The following is a 19,765-nucleotide window of genomic DNA, read 5'->3' on the forward strand; positions in this document are numbered from 1 at the left end:
AGCATAATGCAGGCGCTCCAAAGGTGCGAATGATAGCACAAGGGGATCGCAGCGGATGCCGGGAAGATGTAAAAGATCTGTATAGGTAATCTTTACTCACCGTATTGCCTGATGGCGCTACGCTTATCAGGCCTACAATCCTCCGCGAATCAATCCTCCCATGCCACGGCGCTCCATAAAGGCCGCCACCTGATGGCGTACTTCTGTCGCCATCTGCGCTTCCAGGCTGCGCTGAGCCAGCGTTTGCGCCTCATCAAAATCGATGTGGCGCAGTAGATATTTAACGCGAGCCACTGAACGACCGTTCATTGATAAATGGCGAAAACCCAGGCCAATTAGAATGGCTACGCACATCGGGTCGCCCGCCATTTCACCGCACAAGCGCAAATCGATGCCGCTTCTTTCGGCTTCCTGTGCAATCATCGCCAGTGCGCGTAACATCCCCGGATGCAGGCTGTCATAAATGCTGGCTACCCGCGTATTGTTACGATCGACAGCCAGAATGTACTGGGTGAGATCGTTGGTCCCAACCGAGATAAAATCGATCCTGTTTGCTAAATGCGGCAGCATAAACACCATCGACGGGACTTCCAGCATGATGCCAATGCGTGGTTTTGGGATCTCGTAGCCGATCATCTCTTCCACTTCGCGTCCGGCACGTTCTATCAGGCGTCGCGCTTCATCCACTTCATCAATACTGGTCACCATCGGCAGTAAAATGCTCAGGTTTCCGGTTGCCGCATTCGCGCGCAGCATGGCGCGAACCTGGATCAAAAAGATCTCCGGTTGATCGAGCGTTATACGGATCCCCCGCCAGCCAAGGCACGGGTTTTCTTCGCTGATGGGCATGTACGGCAGTTGTTTATCGGCCCCGACATCCAGCGTACGCAGAGTTACGGGCTTATCGTTAAACATCTGCAGCATTCCCTGATACTGCGCAACCTGCTCTTCTTCAGATGGAAAGCCGCTTTGCAGCATGAACGGGATTTCAGTACGATACAGCCCGATACCGTCAATTCGGCTACCCAGCTTCTCTTCATGTTCCGGGCTTAGCCCCGCGTTGAGCATCACCTTCACGCGCTCGCCGCTTTTTAACTGTGCTGGCTGGTTGACGTCATCTTCCGCCAGGCGGCTCAGTTCAACTTCTTCACTGATAAGACGCTGGTATTCCTGGATCAATACCGGTTCCGGATCGACCAACAGTTCGCCACGATAGCCATCCACCACCAACGTGCGGCGGTGCAACACAGACGGCTGGATATCAGCCCCCATTACGGTCGGGATCCCCAGCGCACGGACCATAATCGCCGCGTGAGAGTTGGCGGCACCATCCCTGACGACAACCCCTACCAACCGGTCCTGGGGAAGTTCCGCCAGCGTAGTGGCAGACAGCTCATCCGCCACCAGAACGAAACGTTCCGGCCAGGCGTTCGGTCCCTGGATCGCGTCATCAAGATGGAACAGCAGACGCTGGCCCAGCGCGCGCAAATCCCCGGCTCGCTCTTTGAGATAGTTATCGCTCAGCGCGGCGAACTGTTCGGCAAACTTTTCGATAATCGTTTTAACGGCCCACTCGGCCACCGAACCATTATCCACTTCCGCAAATAACTCGCGGCGCAAACGGGTATCGGAGAGCAGGTGCGAATAGAGATCAAAAATTGCCGCCGTCTCTTTCTGTGCCCCGGCAGCAAAACGCTTACTATAGCGGCGAAATTCATTCGCGGCTTCTTCCAGTGCGCCAGTCAGACGTTCACGCTCAAGCACCGGATCCAACGTTGAAGCCTGATACACCTGCTCCATCAGCGGCAGCGTGGCATCCTGCCAGCCTTCCGCGATCGCCACACCGGGTGCTGCAGGCAATGCGCGGATACGCGTTTGCCGGTATTGCCCAAATAGTGCGGTTAACTGCGACTGAGACAGAATAGCGGCCATTTGTGTGGCAAGCGTGACCAGAAATGATTCTTCGCTTTCGTCGTACTGGCGCAACTCACGTTGCTGTACCACCAGGACGCCTAATAACTGGCGTCGCTGGATGATCGGTACGCCTAAGAACGCACGAAAGCGTTCTTCTTTCACCGAAGGAATATATTTAAAGCTGGGGTGTTTTTGCGCATCGGCAAGGTTGATAGGTTCCGCCAGCCTGCCAACCAGGCCAACGATCCCTTCATCAAACGCCAGTGCAACAGTGCGACCGCGTGGTTTTTTCAGTCCTCGGGTCGCCATGAGGTAATAACAGCGTCGGTCGTGATCGGCCAGGTAGACCGAGCAGACCTCTGTATCCATCGCAAGACAGATGTCAGTAACCAGAATATTCAACGCCTCATTGAGACGTGGAGCACTGGCCACCTTTTCGACTATTTCGCGCAGGCGGGTGAGCATAATTTGCGTAGCTTAACCTCTTTTACGTCTGTACGCAGGTGCGCTTTGCGGCTTAGGAGTGCTCTCCTGAAGCGCCATCACAACACTTGCGAATTCTTTCATCACCCTGCGATAGACATCGCGTTTAAATGACACCACCTGTCGAACCGGATACCAGTAACTCACCCAGCGCCAGCCGTCGAACTCAGGTGTACTGCTGGTTTGCATATTGATTTCAGCATCGCTGCTGACCAACTGCAGAAGAAACCATTTTTGTTTCTGGCCGATACAAACCGGCTTTGTGTCCCAACGCACCAAACGTTTCGGTAACTTGTAACGCAACCAGTTACGAGTAGAAGCAAGGATCCGCACATCTTTACGGCTCAGACCTACTTCTTCAAAGAGTTCCCGGTACATCGCCTGCTCTGCTGTCTCTCCTGCATTTATCCCGCCTTGCGGGAATTGCCAGGAGTGCTGACCAAATCGCCGGGCCCACATGACCTGCCCCTGGCGGTTACAAATTACTATCCCTACATTCGGGCGGTAGCCATCGTCATCAATCACCGGACTACCTCAACATAAACCTTATATACAAACGATTGTTTCACACTCCAGAGGGGCGGTAAACCACTCTGTTAAGAGCGCGATATTCTAATAACAATTGAATAACTCACAGCAAAGGGCCGAGTTATAAACAGAAGATACGCTACATAGGCGATTTTATTCACCTTTTCTGTGGATATAGTTGTGAAGAAGTACGGAATTACTATGGGAAAACCCGGAACAGTCTGAATAAGACATCCGTCACAATCCAAAAATAGTCTTATATATTCATTAAGTTAAAAGTAATAACTGTAGCTAAACATGCAGAAGTGTGATGCACATCACGCATACGATCTTCGAGCTGATGAAAGATCGACCAGCGTTGGTTTTATCCACAGATTATGCCAATAAGTTAGGCACAATTTGTGTGAAAATTCGATTTTCGTCGCACGTCAAGGCTGTAAATTGAAACAGTAGTGGGGGTTTTTCACAGTTATCCCATCTTTCTGTGGATAACATGGTGTAAGATCCTGTTCATTGTCAGTGACCAGAATTGGAAAACCCGGCTTTCTGTTGCGCAACCCTCTACATCAAAATATAAAAACCACTATAAATCATGCAATTGGATAAAATATGTGGAAAAAGATAAACTCTGTCCACACGGTATAAAATCATTGCTCATTTTTTAACCCAAGGGTAACCCTGATGCCAGAACTCCATCCATTGCTTTCTCCTCCAGAATCCGAAGCCCAGTTGCTGCACCAGGCACGGCAACTTTCGGGCTACACGCTGGGAGAATTGGCGGCGATGGCAGGACTCGCCACGCCAAAGGATCTGAAGCGGGACAAAGGTTGGATTGGCGTGCTGCTGGAAATTTGGCTTGGGGCCAGTGCGGGCAGTAAACCGGAGCAGGATTTTGCCGCGCTGGGCGTGGAGTTAAAAACGATCCCTGTAGATAGCCTTGGCAAACCGTTGGAAACGACCTTTGTCTGCGTAGCACCGTTAACCGGCAATACTGGCGTGACCTGGGAAACCAGCCATGTTCGACACAAGCTTAAACGCGTGTTGTGGATACCCGTAGAAGGTGAACGCAGCATCCCTGTGGCTGAACGGCGCGTTGGCTCTCCACTACTGTGGAGTCCGAATGAAGAGGAAGATCGACAGTTACGTCTGGACTGGGAAGAGTTGATGGACATGATAGTGTTAGGCCACGTCGAACGTATCACCGCCCGTCATGGTGAAGTTTTACAACTACGCCCAAAAGCCGCCAACGCCCGGGCGCTTACCGAGGCCATTGGCGCTCATGGCGAACCCATCCTCACCCTGCCCCGCGGTTTTTACCTGAAAAAGAACTTCACCCGCGCATTGCTGGAACGGCATTTTCTATTCCAGGCTCAATAACACACCCTGACCTTTCGCCCGTCGCGTTACGCGCCTATAATTACCGCTTCTTTTTTTTGGCAGGACTTTGTTCGATGTTATTTGCATGGATAACCGATCCTAACGCCTGGCTGGCGCTCGGTACGCTGACGCTGCTGGAGATCGTTCTCGGGATCGACAATATTATTTTCCTTTCTCTGGTTGTAGCAAAACTCCCAACAGCACAACGCAATCATGCCCGACGAATCGGGCTGGCGGCAGCGATGGTGATGCGTCTGGCGCTGCTGGCATCCATCGCATGGGTAACGCGGCTCACGAACCCGTTATTCGAACTGTTTGGCGAGGCGATTTCAGCGCGCGATCTGATCCTTCTGCTCGGCGGATTGTTCCTGATCTGGAAAGCGAGTAAAGAGATCCACGAGTCCATTGAGGGTGAAGAGGAAGGGCTGAAAACCCGCGTCTCTTCTTTCCTGGGCGCGATTGTGCAGATCATGCTGTTGGATATTATCTTCAGTCTGGACTCTGTAATCACCGCAGTAGGCTTGTCCGATCATCTGTTTATTATGATGGCAGCCGTCGTGATTGCCGTGGGCGTAATGATGTTTGCAGCCCGCCCAATCGGTGAGTTTGTTGATCGTCACCCTTCGGTAAAAATGCTGGCGCTCTCTTTCCTGATACTGGTTGGCTTCACGCTAATCCTGGAAAGCTTCGATGTCCATGTGCCGAAAGGATACATTTACTTCGCTATGTTCTTCTCTATCGCTGTAGAGACCCTGAACCTGTGGCGCAATAAAAAAAATCCGCTCTGACTGACACTCTCGCTCCCCGCATGGGGAGCGAATACTCCCCGCGCACCTTCCTTCTCTCACAGATTAAGATTTTACTGCTTTCGCCCTGCACAACTTCGCGTTATTACTAAACTAGTGTCAGACGCAGGCCATTGAGGATAAGCAGATGAAAAAATGGGCAGTTTTAATTTCCGCCGTCGGGCTGGCTTTTGCCGTTTCCGGATGCAGCAGCGATTATGTGATGGCAACAAAAGATGGGCGAATGATCCTGACCGATGGTAAACCAGAAATTGACGATGATACCGGTCTGGTGAGTTACCACGATCAGCAAGGCAATGCGATGCAAATTAACCGCGACGAAGTCTCTCAAATCATTGAGCGTTGATGGTTAAGGTCAGCCACGCTGCTGGCCTTAACAATTTTGCTTCCCTTTTTCCCTTCCCTCAGCCATTTTTATAATCCTTATGTCGTGATTATAAAAAGGAAACGGCTATGCAATATCACCGTATACCCCACAGCTCGCTGGAAGTCAGTACACTGGGGCTGGGCACAATGACGTTTGGTGAACAAAACAGCGAAGCCGACGCACATGCACAGCTCGACTATGCCGTTGCACAAGGCATAAATTTAATCGACGTTGCCGAGATGTATCCGGTACCGCCGCGTCCAGAAACCCAGGGACTCACCGAAACTTACGTGGGCAACTGGCTCGCCAAACACGGCAGCCGCGAAAAACTGATCGTTGCCTCTAAAGTTAGCGGCCCGGCGCGTAACAATGACAGCGGTATTCGACCGAATCAGGCGCTGGATCGTAAAAACATCCGTGAAGCACTGCACGACAGTCTGAAAAGACTGCAGACCGATTATCTCGATCTCTATCAGGTCCACTGGCCGCAGCGTCCGACAAACTGCTTTGGTAAGCTGGGATATAGCTGGGCGGATTCCGCGCCGGTCGTTTCCCTGCTGGATACGCTGGACGCGCTGGCAGAGTTTCAGCGTGCAGGTAAGATTCGTTACATCGGTGTTTCCAACGAAACGGCGTTTGGTGTAATGCGTTACCTGCACCTGGCAGACAAACATGACCTGCCGCGTATCGCCACCATCCAGAACCCGTACAGCCTGCTAAACCGCAGCTTTGAAGTTGGACTGGCCGAAGTGAGCCAGTATGAAGGCGTTGAGCTACTGGCCTACTCGTGCCTTGGTTTTGGCACCTTAACCGGTAAATACCTGAACGGTGCGAAACCTGCCGGCGCACGCAATACGTTGTTTAGCCGCTTCACGCGCTACAGCGGCGAGCAAACGCAAAAAGCCGTCGCAGCCTATGTGGATATCGCCAAACGCCATAACCTCGATCCTGCGCAGATGGCGCTGGCATTCGTGCGTCGTCAGCCGTTTGTCGCCAGCACCCTGCTGGGCGCCACGACGATGGAGCAGCTAAAAACCAACGTTGAAAGCCTGTATCTGGAGTTGAGTGAAGAAGTACTTGCAGAGATTGAAGCGGTGCATCAGGTGTATACCTATCCTGCACCATAATTTTTAGTGCCTGATGACGCAGCGTTTATCAGGCCTACAAATTGTTCGTCCTGTAGGCCGGATAAGACGCTTGCGTCGCCATCCGGCAATGTTACCGGCGGCGCTGCCAAATCCACAGCGCCGCAATCGCCAGCGCAAACAGCGCCCCAAACCCAATACCAATCGCGACCGCCGGGATCCCCACCAGCACCGCCAGTGAGTAAATACCCAGCATCAGCAACATCGCACTGTTTTCGCCCAGGTTTTGCACCGCAATCGCATTGCCCGCGCCGACGCTTTTCTTGCCCCGCTCCTGCAGTAACGCATTTAGCGGCACAACAAAGAACCCACCACACACGCCGATAAGCAGCAGCAACACGTAGGCCGGAAGCAGCGAATGTTGAAGAGAGAAAATCAGCACCACGATGCCGATCAGTATCCCCGCAGGCATACAGCGCGACACGGTTTCCAGCGTCACCAGTTTCGCAGCCGCCCCCGCGCCGACAACAATCCCGATCGCGACCATGGCATTAAGGTAGGTCGGCGTGGCGTTATCGGTGATGCCGAGCGCCACCGGAACCCACAGCACCAGTAGAAAACGCAGCGTAACACCCGCGCCCCAGAAAAGGCTGGTTCCGACCAATGAGAAACGCGTTTCACCGTTGCGCCACAGTGAGGAGGCGGCACAGAAAAAACTGCGCGTCATTTTGCCCAGATGCCACGACTGACCGGGGCGAGCCGCAGCCAGTTTCGGGATATACAGGTTAGCCACCACGGCACCAGCATAAGCCAGGGCGCAGGCGGAAAGCGCAGCAATGACATGCCAGTCGGCCAGCACACCACCAGCAACAGAACCCAACAAGATAGCGGCAATGGTTGACGCCTCCATCAGGCCATTCGCTTTCACCAGTTTATCGCCGGTCGTCAACTCACCCAGGATGCCATACTTGGCCGGAGAATAAGCCGCTGCACCAATACCCACCAGCGTATACCCCAGAAATGGGTTAACGCCAAAACAGATACTCGCCGCCCCCAGTAGCTTGAGACCGTTGGCGAACATCATCACTCTGCCTTTCGCAAAGCTATCCGCGACCTGCCCGACAAAAGGAGCAAATAGAATGTAAGCACCCACAAACACCATTTGCAGGATTGGCTGGCTCCAGTCCGGGTAGAACTGCGCCTTGAGCAAAGCCAGGGTAGCAAACAACAACGCGTTATCGCCAAACGCTGACAAAAACTGCGCGGCGATAACGGACATCATCCCTTTTGACCAGATTGAAGTGCTAGTGTGTACTGACTCACGCATGTTGTTTTTCCGGTTCATCGACCCAGTTTTTCAGTGTCACAAAATCTGGCTTACCGCTGCCGAGCAGAGGGAGTTGTTTCAGGTGGCGGATATCACGCGGTACGGCAAGCTCTGGAATGCCGTGGATGCGCGCATACTGGAGTAATTTTTCACGGGTCAGCTCGCCGTCGGTAGTAAACAGCACCAGCGCTTCCCCTTTATTGGCATCGCTCTTGATAGCCGTGGCATGCATTTTTTCAGCAGATACCGCCAGCGCCAGCTGTTCAACCATCTCCAGTGACACCATCTCACCGGCAATTTTGGCAAAGCGCTTGGCACGTCCCTGAATCTGTACAAAGCCATTTTCATCAAAGCGTACAACATCACCGGTGTCGTACCAGCCGTGTTCTATCTGACCCTGCGCATTTTCTGCGGTTGGGACTTCCAGTACACCAGGTTTTTCGACGCGCAGATAGCCGCTCATAATATTAGGGCCTTTCAGCTGTAAACGCCCGCCATCTTCAATACCAGGCACCGCCAACAGTCGGGCATCCATACCAGGCAGAATGCGCCCTACCGTTCCCGATTTCGCCGCCATCGGTACGTTGATAGACACCACCGGCGCACATTCCGTCACGCCATAGCCTTCAAGGACGCGCAGGCCAAATTTCTCCTGCCACAACTGTTTCGTGCTGTCCTGCAGTTTTTCCGCTCCCGCTACCACATAGCGCAGACGGTGGAAATCGTACGGATGAGCAAACCGCGCGTAGTTGCCGAGGAACGTTGACGTACCAAACAACACGGTGCAGTTCCTGTCGTAGACCAGCTCCGGCACAATGCGGTAATGCAGCGGACTGGGGTACAAAAACACTTCAGCACCGGTCAGTAATGGCGTGAACAATCCTACCGTCAGGCCAAAAGAGTGGAACAGCGGCAGCGCCGACATAAAGCGGTCATCGGCGGTGAAATCGGCAATCGTCTTAATCTGCTCGACGTTCGCCAGAATGCTCTTATGGCTGTGTACGACACCTTTCGGGTGGCCTTCTGATCCCGAGGTAAAGAGGATCACCGCAGCCTCTTCCGGCTGCTGCTTCACCTGTGCCAGGTGTGGAGCCAGCAGATGTGAAAAAATCCACAGCTTATCGCCAAAGGTCACATCGGCCTTCAAGTCCTCCAGATACACCCAGCGCACTTGAGTAAGTTGTTCCGGTAAATGCCAGAGTTTGCCTTTATCGAGAAACTGCCGGGAAGTGAAGATCGTTTTGATTTCAGAGGCAGTAATGGCGCTGGTCAATCCCTTCACGCCCGCGGTGTAATTCATCATGGCCGGAATGCGTCGACGCGCAATGGCGCCAAAAATAACCGCCGCGCTGATTCCCGCATTTGGCAGCATCAGGCCGATTCTTTCACCCTCGGTGCTGTATTTTTCCAGAATACGCGCGACAAACAGCGTTTTCGTCAGCAGTTTGCGGTAGCTGTCCGGAGTGAAATTAATATCTTCAATGCAGTTTTTGCCTGCGCCAAACCGATATTTTGCCGCCAGCAGCGACTCGTAGAGCGTCTCACGCGGACGAACCGCCATGCGTGCTTCCATCATAATTTGATGTAGCATCTCTCCGGCGATTTTACGGCGATCGCGAGCTCGCGGTGCTTCCGGCATCGGCAGTTGTGTCGGCGGTAGGATGTGTAAGCGGATGCGCGGGAAGAATCGCTGTTTAACCAAACCTTTCAGGCGGCTAAAGCGGGAAAGCTCTGCGCCCTCAATGCGCACAGGTACGACCGTCGCTCCCGACTTAGCGGCGACAAACCCGGCACCGTCATAGATTTTCATCAACGAACCAGTGGTCGAAATACGTCCTTCCGGGAAGATAACCACCGGGCGGCCCTGTTCGACCAGACGAACCAGATGCTTAATCGACATCGGTTTGGTTGGGTCTAACGGCACGAAATCAATCAGCGGGGTTAGCCAGCGCATATACCATTGCTGACTAATAGAGGTGTAAACGGCAAACACAGGGCGAATCGGTAAAAAGAGCGCCAGCAGGATACCATCGATAAATGAGACATGGTTGGGCGTGATTAAGACGCGTTCTCCCCGTAGCGCGCTGACATCGCCCGTAACGCGAACACGAAACAGCACGCGAAACAGATTTCGAAAAAAGCCAAATAGCATCTCAACTCCCTGTGCCATTAATTATATATATAACCATCAATGGTGGGAGAGTATACGAGTTGGAGAAGGGGCGCGACAGATAACGGGTAAATAGAGTCCGAAAAAAAACCTGCGCATCCGCGCAGGTCGGTGCAAGAGACAGGTACGAAGTGCGTACCGAATAATCTCACCAATCAATACCTCTGGGATCTTGATTGTGGTCGTCACCGCGCCGTTCCGCCAGTTGGAAAACGCAAAGGAATGAACCCAAGTGCAACGAGTTGTGTAAATTATCGGTTACTGTTACAGATACGCTGGACGCAAAAAAAAACCTGCGCATCTGCGCAGGCTGGTGTAAATTTTGTGATCAACCCGAAAGTTGATTTCACCTATCAATACCTCTGGGATCTCAACTCTATCAATCCGCTCTCTCACCTCACCAGCGAACAATCGCAACAGCACATCGCAAAGTGTAAGCAAAGGTTTTCATTTTCTATTTTCTGTCTTACTTCGCTCGTGTCCGCTCACATTTGCGACGTCCTGACGGGCAATCTGCTTGAACAGGCAGCCATTTTCCGTAACACTGGCGGGATGTAAGCGTTTACCCACAACAGGTACTATCATGGCGACCATAAAGGATGTAGCCCGACTAGCTGGTGTATCAGTCGCCACCGTTTCTCGAGTGATCAATGACTCCCCCAAAGCCAGCGACGCATCGCGTCTGGCTGTAATGAGTGCAATGGAATCACTCAGCTACCACCCCAACGCCAACGCGCGGGCGCTGGCACAACAATCTACTGAAACCGTCGGTCTGGTAGTCGGTGATGTGTCCGATCCGTTCTTTGGGGCAATGGTTAAAGCTGTCGAGCAGGTGGCCTATAATACCGGTAACTTTTTACTGATTGGCAACGGCTACCATAACGAGCAAAAGGAACGTCAGGCGATTGAGCAACTTATTCGCCACCGCTGCGCAGCCCTCGTGGTCCACGCTAAAATCATCCCGGATGCCGAGCTGACATCATTGATGAAACAAATCCCCGGAATGGTCCTGATCAACCGAATTTTACCGGGATTCGAACAACGCTGCGTTGCGCTGGACGACCGTTACGGTGCCTGGCTGGCAACCCGTCATCTTATTCAGCAGGGCCATACGCGCATCGGTTATCTGTGTTCCAACCACAGCATTTCAGATGCGGAAGATCGTTTGCAAGGCTATTACGACGCGCTGGCGGAAAGCAATATTCCGGTAAACGATCGACTGGTCACGTTTGGCGAGCCCGATGAAAGCGGCGGCGAGCAGGCAATGACTGAGCTGCTTGGTCGCGGCAAAAACTTCACGGCTATCGCCTGCTATAACGACTCAATGGCGGCGGGCGCTATGGGTGTGTTAAACGATAATGGCATTGATGTACCGGGCGAAATCTCGCTGATTGGTTTTGATGATGTACTGGTTTCACGCTACGTGCGTCCACGGCTGACGACGGTACGCTACCCTATCGTGACGATGGCAACCCAGGCCGCCGAACTGGCGCTGGCGCTGGCCGAAAAACGCCCGGTCCCGGAAATCACTCACGTCTTTAACCCAACGCTGGTACGCCGGCATTCCGTTTCGGCGCTGACTGAGCCGGGAAATTCTTCGTCAAACGATTAATCAGGATTGCGTCATGACAACGATGTTAGACGTTTCACGACATGCTGGCGTATCGAAAGCGACCGTTTCACGCGTACTTAATGGTACGGGGCAGGTAAAAGAAAGCACGCGCCAGAAAGTCTTCAACGCCATGCAGGCACTCGATTATCGGCCCAATTTTTTAGCGCGCTCACTGGCAAACCGCACCAGCAACAGCATTGGTCTGGTGGTATCTACATTTGATGGATTCTACTTTGGTCGTTTGCTGCAACAGGCATCGCGCCAGACGGAGTCTCACGGCAAACAGCTGATTGTCACCGACGGTCATGACACACCAGAGCGAGAGCAGGAAGCCGTTCAAATGTTGGCCGACCGACAGTGCGACGCCATTATTCTCTACACTCGCTACATGAGCGAAAAGGCGATTATGTCGCTGATGACCCGCATTGATATGCCCTTGCTGGTCATTAACCGCGACGTCAGCCAGGCCCGCGACCGCGCGATTTTCTTTGAACAGGAAGACGCGGCGTTTCAGGCAGTCGATTACCTCATCTCGCAAGGACATCGTGATATTGCCTGCATCACCGTACCCGGCCATACGCCAACCGGTAAATCCCGGTTGATGGGATATCGTAAAGCGCTGGAAAAAAACGGTATTCCCTGGGAACCCGCCAGGGTCAAATACGGTGATTCAACGATGACCAGAGGCTATGAAGCCTGTCGTGAACTATTGGATGAAGGGGTGATATTCAGCGCGCTGTTCGCCTGTAACGATGATATGGCGTTAGGTGCATCGAAAGCATTACATCAGGCTGGACTAAAGATCCCCGAAGATGTTTCGTTGTTTGGTTTTGATGATGCGCCCAGCGCGAAATGGCTGGAGCCAGGACTCTCTACCGTCTATCTGCCGATCGATACCATGATAACCACGGCAATCGATCAGGCTATTCGTCTGGCTAATGACGAAGACGTTGAACCCATTCCGCCGTTTACGGGCACCCTGGTGTTGCGGGAATCGGTGACAACAGGGCCGTATTATAAGTAATTCTTAATCAGATGCCGGATGGCGGCTTCGCCTTATCCGGCCTAAAGACCCCACCGTTAATTTCGTAGGCCGGATAAGCGTAGCACCATCCGGCATGCAATCAGATAAGCTCCAGCGCTAACAGCTCTTCAATGGTCTGACGACGACGAATCAGTCGCGCCACGCCGTTATCAAACAGCACTTCCGGTAACAGCGGGCGGCTATTGTAGTTCGACGACATCGACGCGCCATACGCACCGGTATCATGCAATACCAGGTAATCTCCCGGCACTACCGCAGGTAATAGACGGGTTTCGACTTTACCGCCTTCCTGTTGGGTAAAAACATCGCCCGATTCGCACAGTGGACCGGCAACCACCGTCTCAATCTGCGCCGCATTATCCAGCGAGCGGCCATCCCCGGCCAATGCGGAGATATGGTGATAGCTGCCGTACATTGCTGGCCGCATCAGATCGTTAAAGCCAGCGTCGATCAACACGAAGTGGCGACTGCCCATCTCTTTCACACTGCGCACCTGCGCCACCAGCACACCCGCTTCCGCCACCAGAAAACGTCCTGGCTCGATCTCAAGCTTCACCGGATGCCCCAGATGTTTGGCTATTTGATCACGTGCCGCGCTCCACAAACCAACGTAGTGATCGGTGTTGATCGCCTCTTCTCCTTCGCGATACGGGATCGACAAACCTCCACCCGCAGATATAGCTTCCAGATCCTGACCTAATTCAACAACCTGACGCACCATCGCGCCACACACTTGCTCCAGATGGCCGTAGTCCACACCGGAGCCGATATGCATGTGAATGCCCACCAGTTTCAGTTGATAACGCTGAATCACCTCCAGCGCCGCCGGAAGGTCGCTATACCAGATACCGTGCTTGCTGTTCTCGCCGCCGGTATTGGTTTTCTGGCTATGCCCGTGACCAAAACCCGGGTTGACGCGCAGCCATACACGATGCCCTGGCGAAACCTGGCCCAGTTGTTCCAGCATATCAACCGACCCGGCGTTTACTGGAATACGTAGCTCATGCACCCGGGCCAGCGTCGCCTGGTCAATCATATCGGCGGTAAAGACGATCTCATCATTCTCCGGCACAAAACCTGCCGCCAGCGCACGTTCAATCTCACCCAGCGAGACGGAATCCACCTTCACGCCCTGCTCACGCATCAGACGCAAAATATGAATATTCGAGCAGGCCTTTTGGGCAAAACGCACCACATCAAACTGACTCAGTTTGGCTATCTGCGCGCGGATAATCTGTGCATCGTAAACCCATACCGGACAGCCGAATTCGGCGGGCAGACGCAGCAGGTTATCTGCGGTCAGGTCAGTATCAGTGCTGTTGAGTGGACGTGGCATGGTGTGCTCCGGTATTGGCTTTTTTATGATTACGCCACAGCACGAAGAGAATAAAAAATATCGTTTTATCGCGAGTCTATGCAAAAATGATATGGGATGTTTATTTGAGGATCGCCAATGCCCGCCGTTAACTTGCGCCACATTGAAATTTTTCACGCCATTATGACAGCAGGCAACCTGACGGAAGCCGCACGGATGCTGCACACGTCGCAGCCTACCGTCAGTCGCGAGCTGGCAAGATTTGAAAAAGTTCTGGGGTTAACACTGTTCGAACGTACGCGAGGCCGGCTGCATCCTACAGTGCAAGGGCTACGCCTGTTTGAAGAGGTGCAGCGATCCTGGTATGGCCTGGACCGGATCGTCAGCGCCGCCGAAAGCCTGCGTGAATTTCGTCAGGGCGAGCTGTCGATTGTCTGCCTGCCAGTGTTCTCACAGTCCTTTTTACCGCCGTTGCTGCAACCCTTCCTCACCCGCTACCCGCAGGTTAACATTCAGATTGTGCCGCAGGAGTCGCCGCTGCTGGAAGAGTGGCTATCAGCACAACGTCACGATCTCGGGTTAACTGAGACCCTGCATACCCCCGCCGGGACTAAACGCACTGAATTACTGTCGCTGGATGAAGTTTGCGTGCTGCCGCAGGGACATCCGCTGACCGGGAAAGCAGTATTAACACCGCAGGATTTTCAGGGGGAAAACTATATCAGCCTGTCGCGCACCGACAGCTATCGCCAGTTGCTGGATACCCTGTTTAATGATCATCAGGTCAAGCGCCGAATGGTCATAGAAACGCACAGTGCCGCATCAATTTGTGCGATGGTACGTGCCGGCGTGGGGATCTCAGTAGTAAACCCGCTGACCGCCCTGGATTACGCAGGCAGCGGGATTGTAATCCGGCGTTTTAGTGTTTCGGTGCCTTTTACCGTCAGCCTGATTCATCCACTGCATCGCCCGGCATCCGCGCTGGTTGATACTTTTACAGCACATCTACAGTCCCATCTCCACCGGCTTACCGACCCGCTGGAGGCTATTTTGCAGTCTCAGGTGAAAGCATAAACGTCACGGCATCCTGCGCATGGATCGCCGCGGTATCGAAGACCGGCAACGGGCTCATTTCAGTGGGAACCAGCAGGCCAATTTCGGTGCAGCCGAAGATCACTCCTTGTGCCCCCTGACGAGCCAGTTGCTCAATCACGCTCAGGTAATAATCACGGGATGTTTCGCTAAATTCACCAAGGCACAGTTCCTCGAAAATAATCTGGTTTATTTTCTGTCGGTCGTCAGCATCAGGGATTAGCGTGCTAATGCCAAATTCCGTCTGTAAACGCCCACGATAGAAATCCTGTTCCATGGTGTAACGCGTGCCCAACAGCGCGACGTTACTCATCTTCTGCTGTTGTATGGCTCGTCCTGTTGCATCGGCAATGTGCAAAAACGGGACATCGCAGGCCGTTTCAATGGCCTCGGCCACTTTATGCATGGTGTTGGTACACAGCACAATTCCCTCAGCCCCCGCTTGCTGTAGCCCCACCGCCGCCTGCGCCAGGATCTCCCCTGCCCGCGGCCAGTCACCGTTCGACTGACACGCTTCAATCTCATGGAAATCGACGCTATGCAGCAGAATTTTCGCAGAATGCAGACCGCCCAGACTCTGCTTAACCCCTTCATTAATCAGACGATAATAGGGAATAGTGGATTCCCAGCTCATTCCGCCTAACAGACCGATCGTTTTCATCATTTGCCCTTATTCGTGGTTGTCCTCCCAGTGAACCAAAGATGTGATCAACTTTCCACATCTGTCGGCGCACATTTCCTTTTTTCATTTTCTGATATAAATTTAATGAAATAATGTTTCATTTTACTGAGGGAATACCGAATGTTTATTTTTCATAAAGAAACCGCGCTTGAAGATCTGGGTAACGGCGTTACCCGGCGTATTCTGGCTCACGATGGCAAAATGATGGCCGTGGAAGTTAATTTCGAGCAGGGCGCAGTTGGCCCAATGCACAACCATCCGCATGAACAACTCACGTACGTTTTATCGGGTGAGTTTGAATTTACGATTGGGGAAGAAAAGCATGTCGTCCATGCAGGTGACACCCTGTACAAGCAACCCAATATCATGCACGGCTGCGTCTGTTTACAGCCGGGGACATTGCTCGATACCTTCACCCCGGTGCGCGAAGACTTCCTGCAGGCGTAATCTCTCTATTCTCAAACCTTGTTATACAAAAATGCCGGGTATCGCTTACGCTTACCCGGCCTGCACAAGACGTCATCCGACACTGCGTCTCACTATTTACACCCCAATATCTCTTAACTTCTCGCCAGCCATCAGCTTACGTTCGATATGCTCAAGCGTAACGTTTTTGGTTTCAGGAATAAGCCAGAAGGTAATACCAATAAATACGACGTTCAGTGCGGTATAAAGCCAGAACGTACCCGCGGCGCCAATACTATCGAGCAGCGTCAGGAACGTTGCACCAATGATCATGTTCGACACCCAGTTGGTGGTGGTGGAGCAGGTAATACCAAAATCACGGCATTTCAGCGGCTGAATTTCCGAACACAGGATCCACACCACCGGCGCGGCGCTCATCGCATAGCCTGCAATACACATCATGGTCATGCCGACTGACAGCCAGGAAAGTCCACTGGATGCGGTGCCGTTATCAAACTGCATCAGGCAATAGCCGAGCACCAGCGTCCCAATGGCCATCACGCTGAAACCAATTTTCAGCGCCGGTTTACGCCCGGCTTTATCTACTGTAAAGACAGCGATAAAAGTCGCGAACATAAACGTTAAGCCAACCACCAGCGTGGCAATCATCTGCTGCTCTGTGGTGGTAAAACCGGCCATTTTAAAAATGCGCGGCGCGTAATACATAATGATGTTCATCCCGGTGAACTGCTGCATTGCCTGCAACAACATCCCGAGGAAAACCGCGCGCCGTACGTTACGGTTAATTTTAAACAACGCCCAACCGCCCTGCTTCAGCTTCAGGCTTTCACGAATTTCATTCAGCTCATCGCGGGCTTTTTCTGACGTATCACGCAGCATACGTAATACTTCTTCGGCTTCGATGTGGCGGCCTTTCTCCGCCAGCCAGCGCGGGCTGTTAGGTAAGAAAACGACCAGAACAATCAGCAACACCGCCGGGAGCGCCAATACACCCAGCATAGCGCGCCAGTTACCGCTGTAGCTAAACGCGGTATCGGATAAAAAGGCCAGCACAATGCCCAACGTAACCATCAGTTGATACATACTGATCATCTTGCCACGCACATTCTCACTGGCCATTTCAGACAAATAGAGTGGCGCAGTGTAGGAGGCGATACCTACGGCAACGCCCAGTACCACGCGGGCAAAAATGAGCATTTCCACGCTGGAAGCAAATGCCGACCCCAGGGAACCGACGACAAACAGGATCGCCCCGGCCATCAGGCTGTATTTGCGTCCCAGTCGGAATGACAACCAGCCGTTAAACAGCGCACCAATCGCCGCGCCAAGCATCATACTGCTCACCACCCACTCCTGCAGACGGCTGGTCAATACAAAGTGATCGGTGATAAAAGGCAACGCGCCGGCAATTACGCCGATATCGAGGCCAAATAACAACCCTGCGACAGCCGCAGAGATCGAAACAAACATATTCATACGTCGCGTATCGCGCACAGTGCGCGGCGCTAAAGCAGCATCATTATTTATTGAGACCATTTTTTCCTGCCAGATACAGAGTAAGCCATGTCGATGAAAGTAAGGGATCCCTTGCAGGAAGCGTCAGGCGGGAAACGGCAAAAACATGGATAAAATTGCTGCACCACATCGTTATGTGATGGATATTCCAATTTTAAAATTTACCGCTAATTACTCAATTAAATTTAAAGCAATGATATTAAAGAATATTAAAAATAAAGAATCCATATACAGGGAAATAAATATGGAATAATTTATAACCACAATATGGATTTTAATGATCCGAATATGAAAAAAAACCCTGCCAGATGGCAGGGTTTATCGGTGCTGGAAGGCGGATTAACGCGCCAGCCAGCCGCCGTCTACCGCTACGGTATAACCGTTGATGTAGTCAGAGGCGCTGGATGCCAGGAACACGACAGGCCCCATCAGGTCACTCGGCAGCCCCCAACGACCCGCCGGAATACGATCGAGGATTTCGGCGCTACGCTGTTCATCAGCACGCAGCTGTTGAGTGTTGTTCGTCGCCATGTAACCCGGGGCGATCGCATTCACGTTGATATTATGTTTTGCCCACTCGTTGGCCATCAGACGCGTCACGCCCATTACGCCGCTTTTTGACGCGGTGTAAGACGGCACACGGATGCCGCCCTGGAAGGAGAGCATAGAGGCGATATTAATAATTTTACCGCCGTTACCCTGGGCAATGAAGTGCTTCGCCGCCGCCTGAGACATGAAGAACACGCTCTTAATGTTCAGGTTCATCACGTCGTCCCAGTCTTTTTCGCTGAAGTCGATCGCATCTTCACGACGGATAAGACCGGCGTTGTTCACCAGAATGTCGATATGACCGAATTCTGCGACCGCACGCTCCAGCAGTGCCGGAATACCATCAATTTGACGCAGATCGGCGGTCAGGCTTAAAAAACGGCGGCCCAGTGCGGTAACACGTTCGATGGTTTCAGTCGGCTCAACAATGTTGATACCCACGATATCACAACCTGCTTCCGCCAGACCCAGCGCCATCCCCTGACCCAAACCGGTGTCACAACCCGTCACAACGGCGACTTTACCTTCAAGAGAGAATGCATTCAAAATCATTGTAAATCCTTATTTTTTATAATGCCCGTCACAGACAGGCTGAGTAGCCGCCCGCGACTAGCGCAGATCTTTGACTGCAACGTGGTCCATATCATCAAAGACCTGATTTTCGCCAACCATACCCCAAATGAAGGTATAGGCTTTCGTACCAACGCCAGAATGGATAGACCAGCTCGGAGAAATTACCGCCTGCTCATTGTGCATCACAATATGACGCGTTTCCTGAGGTTGCCCCATCATGTGGAAGACACAGGTGTCTTCTTCCATATTGAAGTAGAAATAGACTTCCATACGGCGTTCATGGGTATGGCACGGCATGGTGTTCCACAGGTTGCCCGGCGCCAGTTCGGTCAGGCCCATGCTCAGTTGGCAGGTTTCCAGTACGTCCGGCACAAAATACTTGTTGATGGTACGGCGATTACTCGTGAGATCATCACCCAACGTCACTGGCGCAACGTCGGCTGGGGTCACTTTTTTGGTTGGATAAGTCATGTGTGCCGGCGCGCAGTTATAATAGAACTTGGCGGGTTTTGCTGGGTCAATGCTTGCAAAAACCACTTCTTTGGCCCCTTTACCGACATACAGCGCATCGCGATGACCAATTTCATAGCACTGGCCGTCAACAGTAATCGTGCCCGGTCCACCGATGTTGATCACGCCTAACTCACGACGCTCGAGGAAGTAGGTTACGCCCAGCTGTTTGCCAACTTCACCACCTACAGAGACGGTTTTACCCACTGGCATAATGCCGCCAACAATAATGCGGTCAATGTGGCTGTAGACCATGGTGTATTCGTCAGCAACAAACACTTCTTCTACCAAAAACTCATTACGCAGCGCCTGGGTATCCAGGGTTTTAGCATGCGCACTATGGATGCTTTGTCTTACGTCCACATTTACCTCCAGTGATAAATTGACCG

The 19,765-nt window shown here is 52.5% G+C and carries 19 protein-coding genes; 10 read left to right on the top strand and 9 right to left on the bottom strand.

Going from position 1 to position 19,765, the window contains the following annotated elements:
• Positions 1–132: 132 nt before the first annotated feature.
• Both ptsP and rppH read right to left on the bottom strand, forming a co-directional pair.
• The gene (gene ptsP, locus OGX91_RS16755; RefSeq protein WP_005123415.1) at positions 133–2,379 is read right to left on the bottom strand and encodes a phosphoenolpyruvate--protein phosphotransferase; all 2,247 of its coding nucleotides are present in this window, start codon (positions 2,377–2,379) and stop codon (positions 133–135) included.
• 12 nt (positions 2,380–2,391) lie between these two features.
• A complete protein-coding gene (gene rppH / locus OGX91_RS16760) occupies positions 2,392–2,922 on the bottom strand; it encodes an RNA pyrophosphohydrolase (RefSeq protein WP_003825602.1) in 531 nt (176 codons plus the stop codon).
• A 684-nt stretch (positions 2,923–3,606) separates the two neighbouring features.
• On the opposite strand from rppH, the gene mutH reads away from it, so the two are divergent.
• From mutH to OGX91_RS16780, 4 genes are all read left to right on the top strand, one after another.
• On the top strand, positions 3,607–4,302 hold the full coding sequence (gene mutH / locus OGX91_RS16765) for a DNA mismatch repair endonuclease MutH (protein WP_005123413.1): 696 nt from the start codon (positions 3,607–3,609) through the stop codon (positions 4,300–4,302).
• 74 nt (positions 4,303–4,376) lie between these two features.
• Positions 4,377–5,090, top strand: coding sequence for a TerC family protein (locus OGX91_RS16770; protein ID WP_040232169.1), 714 nt, complete (start codon positions 4,377–4,379; stop codon positions 5,088–5,090).
• A 145-nt stretch (positions 5,091–5,235) separates the two neighbouring features.
• Positions 5,236–5,454: a lipoprotein YgdR gene (ygdR, locus tag OGX91_RS16775; protein ID WP_005123410.1), complete on the top strand. Its 219-nt coding sequence runs from the start codon at positions 5,236–5,238 to the stop codon at positions 5,452–5,454.
• 107 nt (positions 5,455–5,561) lie between these two features.
• The gene (locus OGX91_RS16780) at positions 5,562–6,602 is read left to right on the top strand and encodes an NADP(H)-dependent aldo-keto reductase (RefSeq protein ID WP_040232167.1); all 1,041 of its coding nucleotides are present in this window, start codon (positions 5,562–5,564) and stop codon (positions 6,600–6,602) included.
• A 91-nt stretch (positions 6,603–6,693) separates the two neighbouring features.
• On the opposite strand, the gene lplT is transcribed toward OGX91_RS16780, so the two are convergent.
• Both lplT and aas read right to left on the bottom strand, forming a co-directional pair.
• Entirely contained in the window at positions 6,694–7,887 is a 1,194-nt protein-coding gene (gene lplT, locus OGX91_RS16785) for a lysophospholipid transporter LplT (protein WP_149692338.1), read from the bottom strand.
• Complete coding sequence (aas, locus tag OGX91_RS16790; RefSeq protein ID WP_199947089.1) at positions 7,880–10,039, bottom strand: bifunctional acyl-ACP--phospholipid O-acyltransferase/long-chain-fatty-acid--ACP ligase; 2,160 nt, start codon at positions 10,037–10,039, stop codon at positions 7,880–7,882. The genes lplT and aas overlap by 8 nt, the downstream gene beginning before the upstream one ends.
• A 129-nt stretch (positions 10,040–10,168) precedes the next feature.
• Between aas and OGX91_RS16795 the strand changes: the two genes are divergently transcribed.
• The 3 genes from OGX91_RS16795 to OGX91_RS16805 are packed head-to-tail and all read left to right on the top strand — an operon-like array spanning position 10,169 to position 12,693.
• Positions 10,169–10,615, top strand: coding sequence for a hypothetical protein (locus tag OGX91_RS16795; protein ID WP_286626925.1), 447 nt, complete (start codon positions 10,169–10,171; stop codon positions 10,613–10,615).
• 25 nt (positions 10,616–10,640) lie between these two features.
• Positions 10,641–11,669, top strand: coding sequence for an HTH-type transcriptional regulator GalR (gene galR / locus OGX91_RS16800; protein WP_149692339.1), 1,029 nt, complete (start codon positions 10,641–10,643; stop codon positions 11,667–11,669).
• 13 nt (positions 11,670–11,682) lie between these two features.
• A complete protein-coding gene (locus OGX91_RS16805; protein WP_137378446.1) occupies positions 11,683–12,693 on the top strand; it encodes a LacI family DNA-binding transcriptional regulator in 1,011 nt (336 codons plus the stop codon).
• Positions 12,694–12,793: 100 nt separating this feature from the next.
• Here OGX91_RS16805 and lysA read toward each other — a convergent pair whose 3' ends face one another.
• Entirely contained in the window at positions 12,794–14,050 is a 1,257-nt protein-coding gene (gene lysA, locus OGX91_RS16810) for a diaminopimelate decarboxylase (RefSeq protein ID WP_005123401.1), read from the bottom strand.
• 117 nt (positions 14,051–14,167) lie between these two features.
• Between lysA and OGX91_RS16815 the strand changes: the two genes are divergently transcribed.
• Entirely contained in the window at positions 14,168–15,103 is a 936-nt protein-coding gene (locus OGX91_RS16815; protein WP_040232160.1) for a LysR family transcriptional regulator, read from the top strand.
• Here the strand turns inward: OGX91_RS16815 and OGX91_RS16820 are convergent.
• On the bottom strand, positions 15,075–15,782 hold the full coding sequence (locus tag OGX91_RS16820; RefSeq protein ID WP_005123397.1) for an aspartate/glutamate racemase: 708 nt from the start codon (positions 15,780–15,782) through the stop codon (positions 15,075–15,077). The genes OGX91_RS16815 and OGX91_RS16820 overlap by 29 nt on opposite strands.
• A 141-nt stretch (positions 15,783–15,923) precedes the next feature.
• Here OGX91_RS16820 and OGX91_RS16825 point away from each other — a divergent pair, with 141 nt between their 5' ends.
• Complete coding sequence (locus OGX91_RS16825; protein ID WP_005123396.1) at positions 15,924–16,250, top strand: cupin domain-containing protein; 327 nt, start codon at positions 15,924–15,926, stop codon at positions 16,248–16,250.
• Positions 16,251–16,346: 96 nt separating this feature from the next.
• On the opposite strand, the gene araE is transcribed toward OGX91_RS16825, so the two are convergent.
• Positions 16,347–17,765: an arabinose-proton symporter AraE gene (gene araE / locus OGX91_RS16830; protein ID WP_005123395.1), complete on the bottom strand. Its 1,419-nt coding sequence runs from the start codon at positions 17,763–17,765 to the stop codon at positions 16,347–16,349.
• Between the two features lie 85 nt (positions 17,766–17,850).
• Between araE and OGX91_RS16835 the strand changes: the two genes are divergently transcribed.
• The gene (locus OGX91_RS16835; RefSeq protein ID WP_156135321.1) at positions 17,851–17,997 is read left to right on the top strand and encodes a hypothetical protein; all 147 of its coding nucleotides are present in this window, start codon (positions 17,851–17,853) and stop codon (positions 17,995–17,997) included.
• An 86-nt stretch (positions 17,998–18,083) separates the two neighbouring features.
• Here OGX91_RS16835 and kduD read toward each other — a convergent pair whose 3' ends face one another.
• Together kduD and kduI are read right to left on the bottom strand one after the other, a co-directional pair.
• Entirely contained in the window at positions 18,084–18,845 is a 762-nt protein-coding gene (gene kduD, locus OGX91_RS16840) for a 2-dehydro-3-deoxy-D-gluconate 5-dehydrogenase KduD (protein ID WP_005123393.1), read from the bottom strand.
• Between the two features lie 57 nt (positions 18,846–18,902).
• Positions 18,903–19,739 (bottom strand): 5-dehydro-4-deoxy-D-glucuronate isomerase, encoded by an 837-nt coding sequence (gene kduI, locus OGX91_RS16845; protein ID WP_005123391.1) that lies wholly within the window; start codon positions 19,737–19,739, stop codon positions 18,903–18,905.
• Between the last annotated feature and the right edge of the window lie 26 nt (positions 19,740–19,765).

Origin of the sequence: Citrobacter sp. Cpa228 (assembly GCF_030333085.1) — a bacterium.
GTDB classification, from domain to species: domain Bacteria; phylum Pseudomonadota; class Gammaproteobacteria; order Enterobacterales; family Enterobacteriaceae; genus Citrobacter; species Citrobacter pasteurii.

What these genes read in the sequence shown, in the direction of transcription:
- araE (WP_005123395.1), bottom strand. Translation starts at nt 17,765, where the DNA reads ATGGTCTCAATAAATAATGATGCTGCTTTAGCGCCGCGCACTGTGCGC.
- lysA (WP_005123401.1), bottom strand. Translation starts at nt 14,050, where the DNA reads ATGCCACGTCCACTCAACAGCACTGATACTGACCTGACCGCAGATAAC.
- kduD (WP_005123393.1), bottom strand. Translation starts at nt 18,845, where the DNA reads ATGATTTTGAATGCATTCTCTCTTGAAGGTAAAGTCGCCGTTGTGACG.
- OGX91_RS16780 (WP_040232167.1), top strand. Translation starts at nt 5,562, where the DNA reads ATGCAATATCACCGTATACCCCACAGCTCGCTGGAAGTCAGTACACTG.
- OGX91_RS16825 (WP_005123396.1), top strand. Translation starts at nt 15,924, where the DNA reads ATGTTTATTTTTCATAAAGAAACCGCGCTTGAAGATCTGGGTAACGGC.
- lplT (WP_149692338.1), bottom strand. Translation starts at nt 7,887, where the DNA reads ATGCGTGAGTCAGTACACACTAGCACTTCAATCTGGTCAAAAGGGATG.
- OGX91_RS16835 (WP_156135321.1), top strand. Translation starts at nt 17,851, where the DNA reads ATGGATAAAATTGCTGCACCACATCGTTATGTGATGGATATTCCAATT.
- OGX91_RS16805 (WP_137378446.1), top strand. Translation starts at nt 11,683, where the DNA reads ATGACAACGATGTTAGACGTTTCACGACATGCTGGCGTATCGAAAGCG.
- OGX91_RS16820 (WP_005123397.1), bottom strand. Translation starts at nt 15,782, where the DNA reads ATGAAAACGATCGGTCTGTTAGGCGGAATGAGCTGGGAATCCACTATT.
- OGX91_RS16815 (WP_040232160.1), top strand. Translation starts at nt 14,168, where the DNA reads ATGCCCGCCGTTAACTTGCGCCACATTGAAATTTTTCACGCCATTATG.
- aas (WP_199947089.1), bottom strand. Translation starts at nt 10,039, where the DNA reads ATGCTATTTGGCTTTTTTCGAAATCTGTTTCGCGTGCTGTTTCGTGTT.
- mutH (WP_005123413.1), top strand. Translation starts at nt 3,607, where the DNA reads ATGCCAGAACTCCATCCATTGCTTTCTCCTCCAGAATCCGAAGCCCAG.
- OGX91_RS16770 (WP_040232169.1), top strand. Translation starts at nt 4,377, where the DNA reads ATGTTATTTGCATGGATAACCGATCCTAACGCCTGGCTGGCGCTCGGT.
- galR (WP_149692339.1), top strand. Translation starts at nt 10,641, where the DNA reads ATGGCGACCATAAAGGATGTAGCCCGACTAGCTGGTGTATCAGTCGCC.
- ptsP (WP_005123415.1), bottom strand. Translation starts at nt 2,379, where the DNA reads ATGCTCACCCGCCTGCGCGAAATAGTCGAAAAGGTGGCCAGTGCTCCA.
- ygdR (WP_005123410.1), top strand. Translation starts at nt 5,236, where the DNA reads ATGAAAAAATGGGCAGTTTTAATTTCCGCCGTCGGGCTGGCTTTTGCC.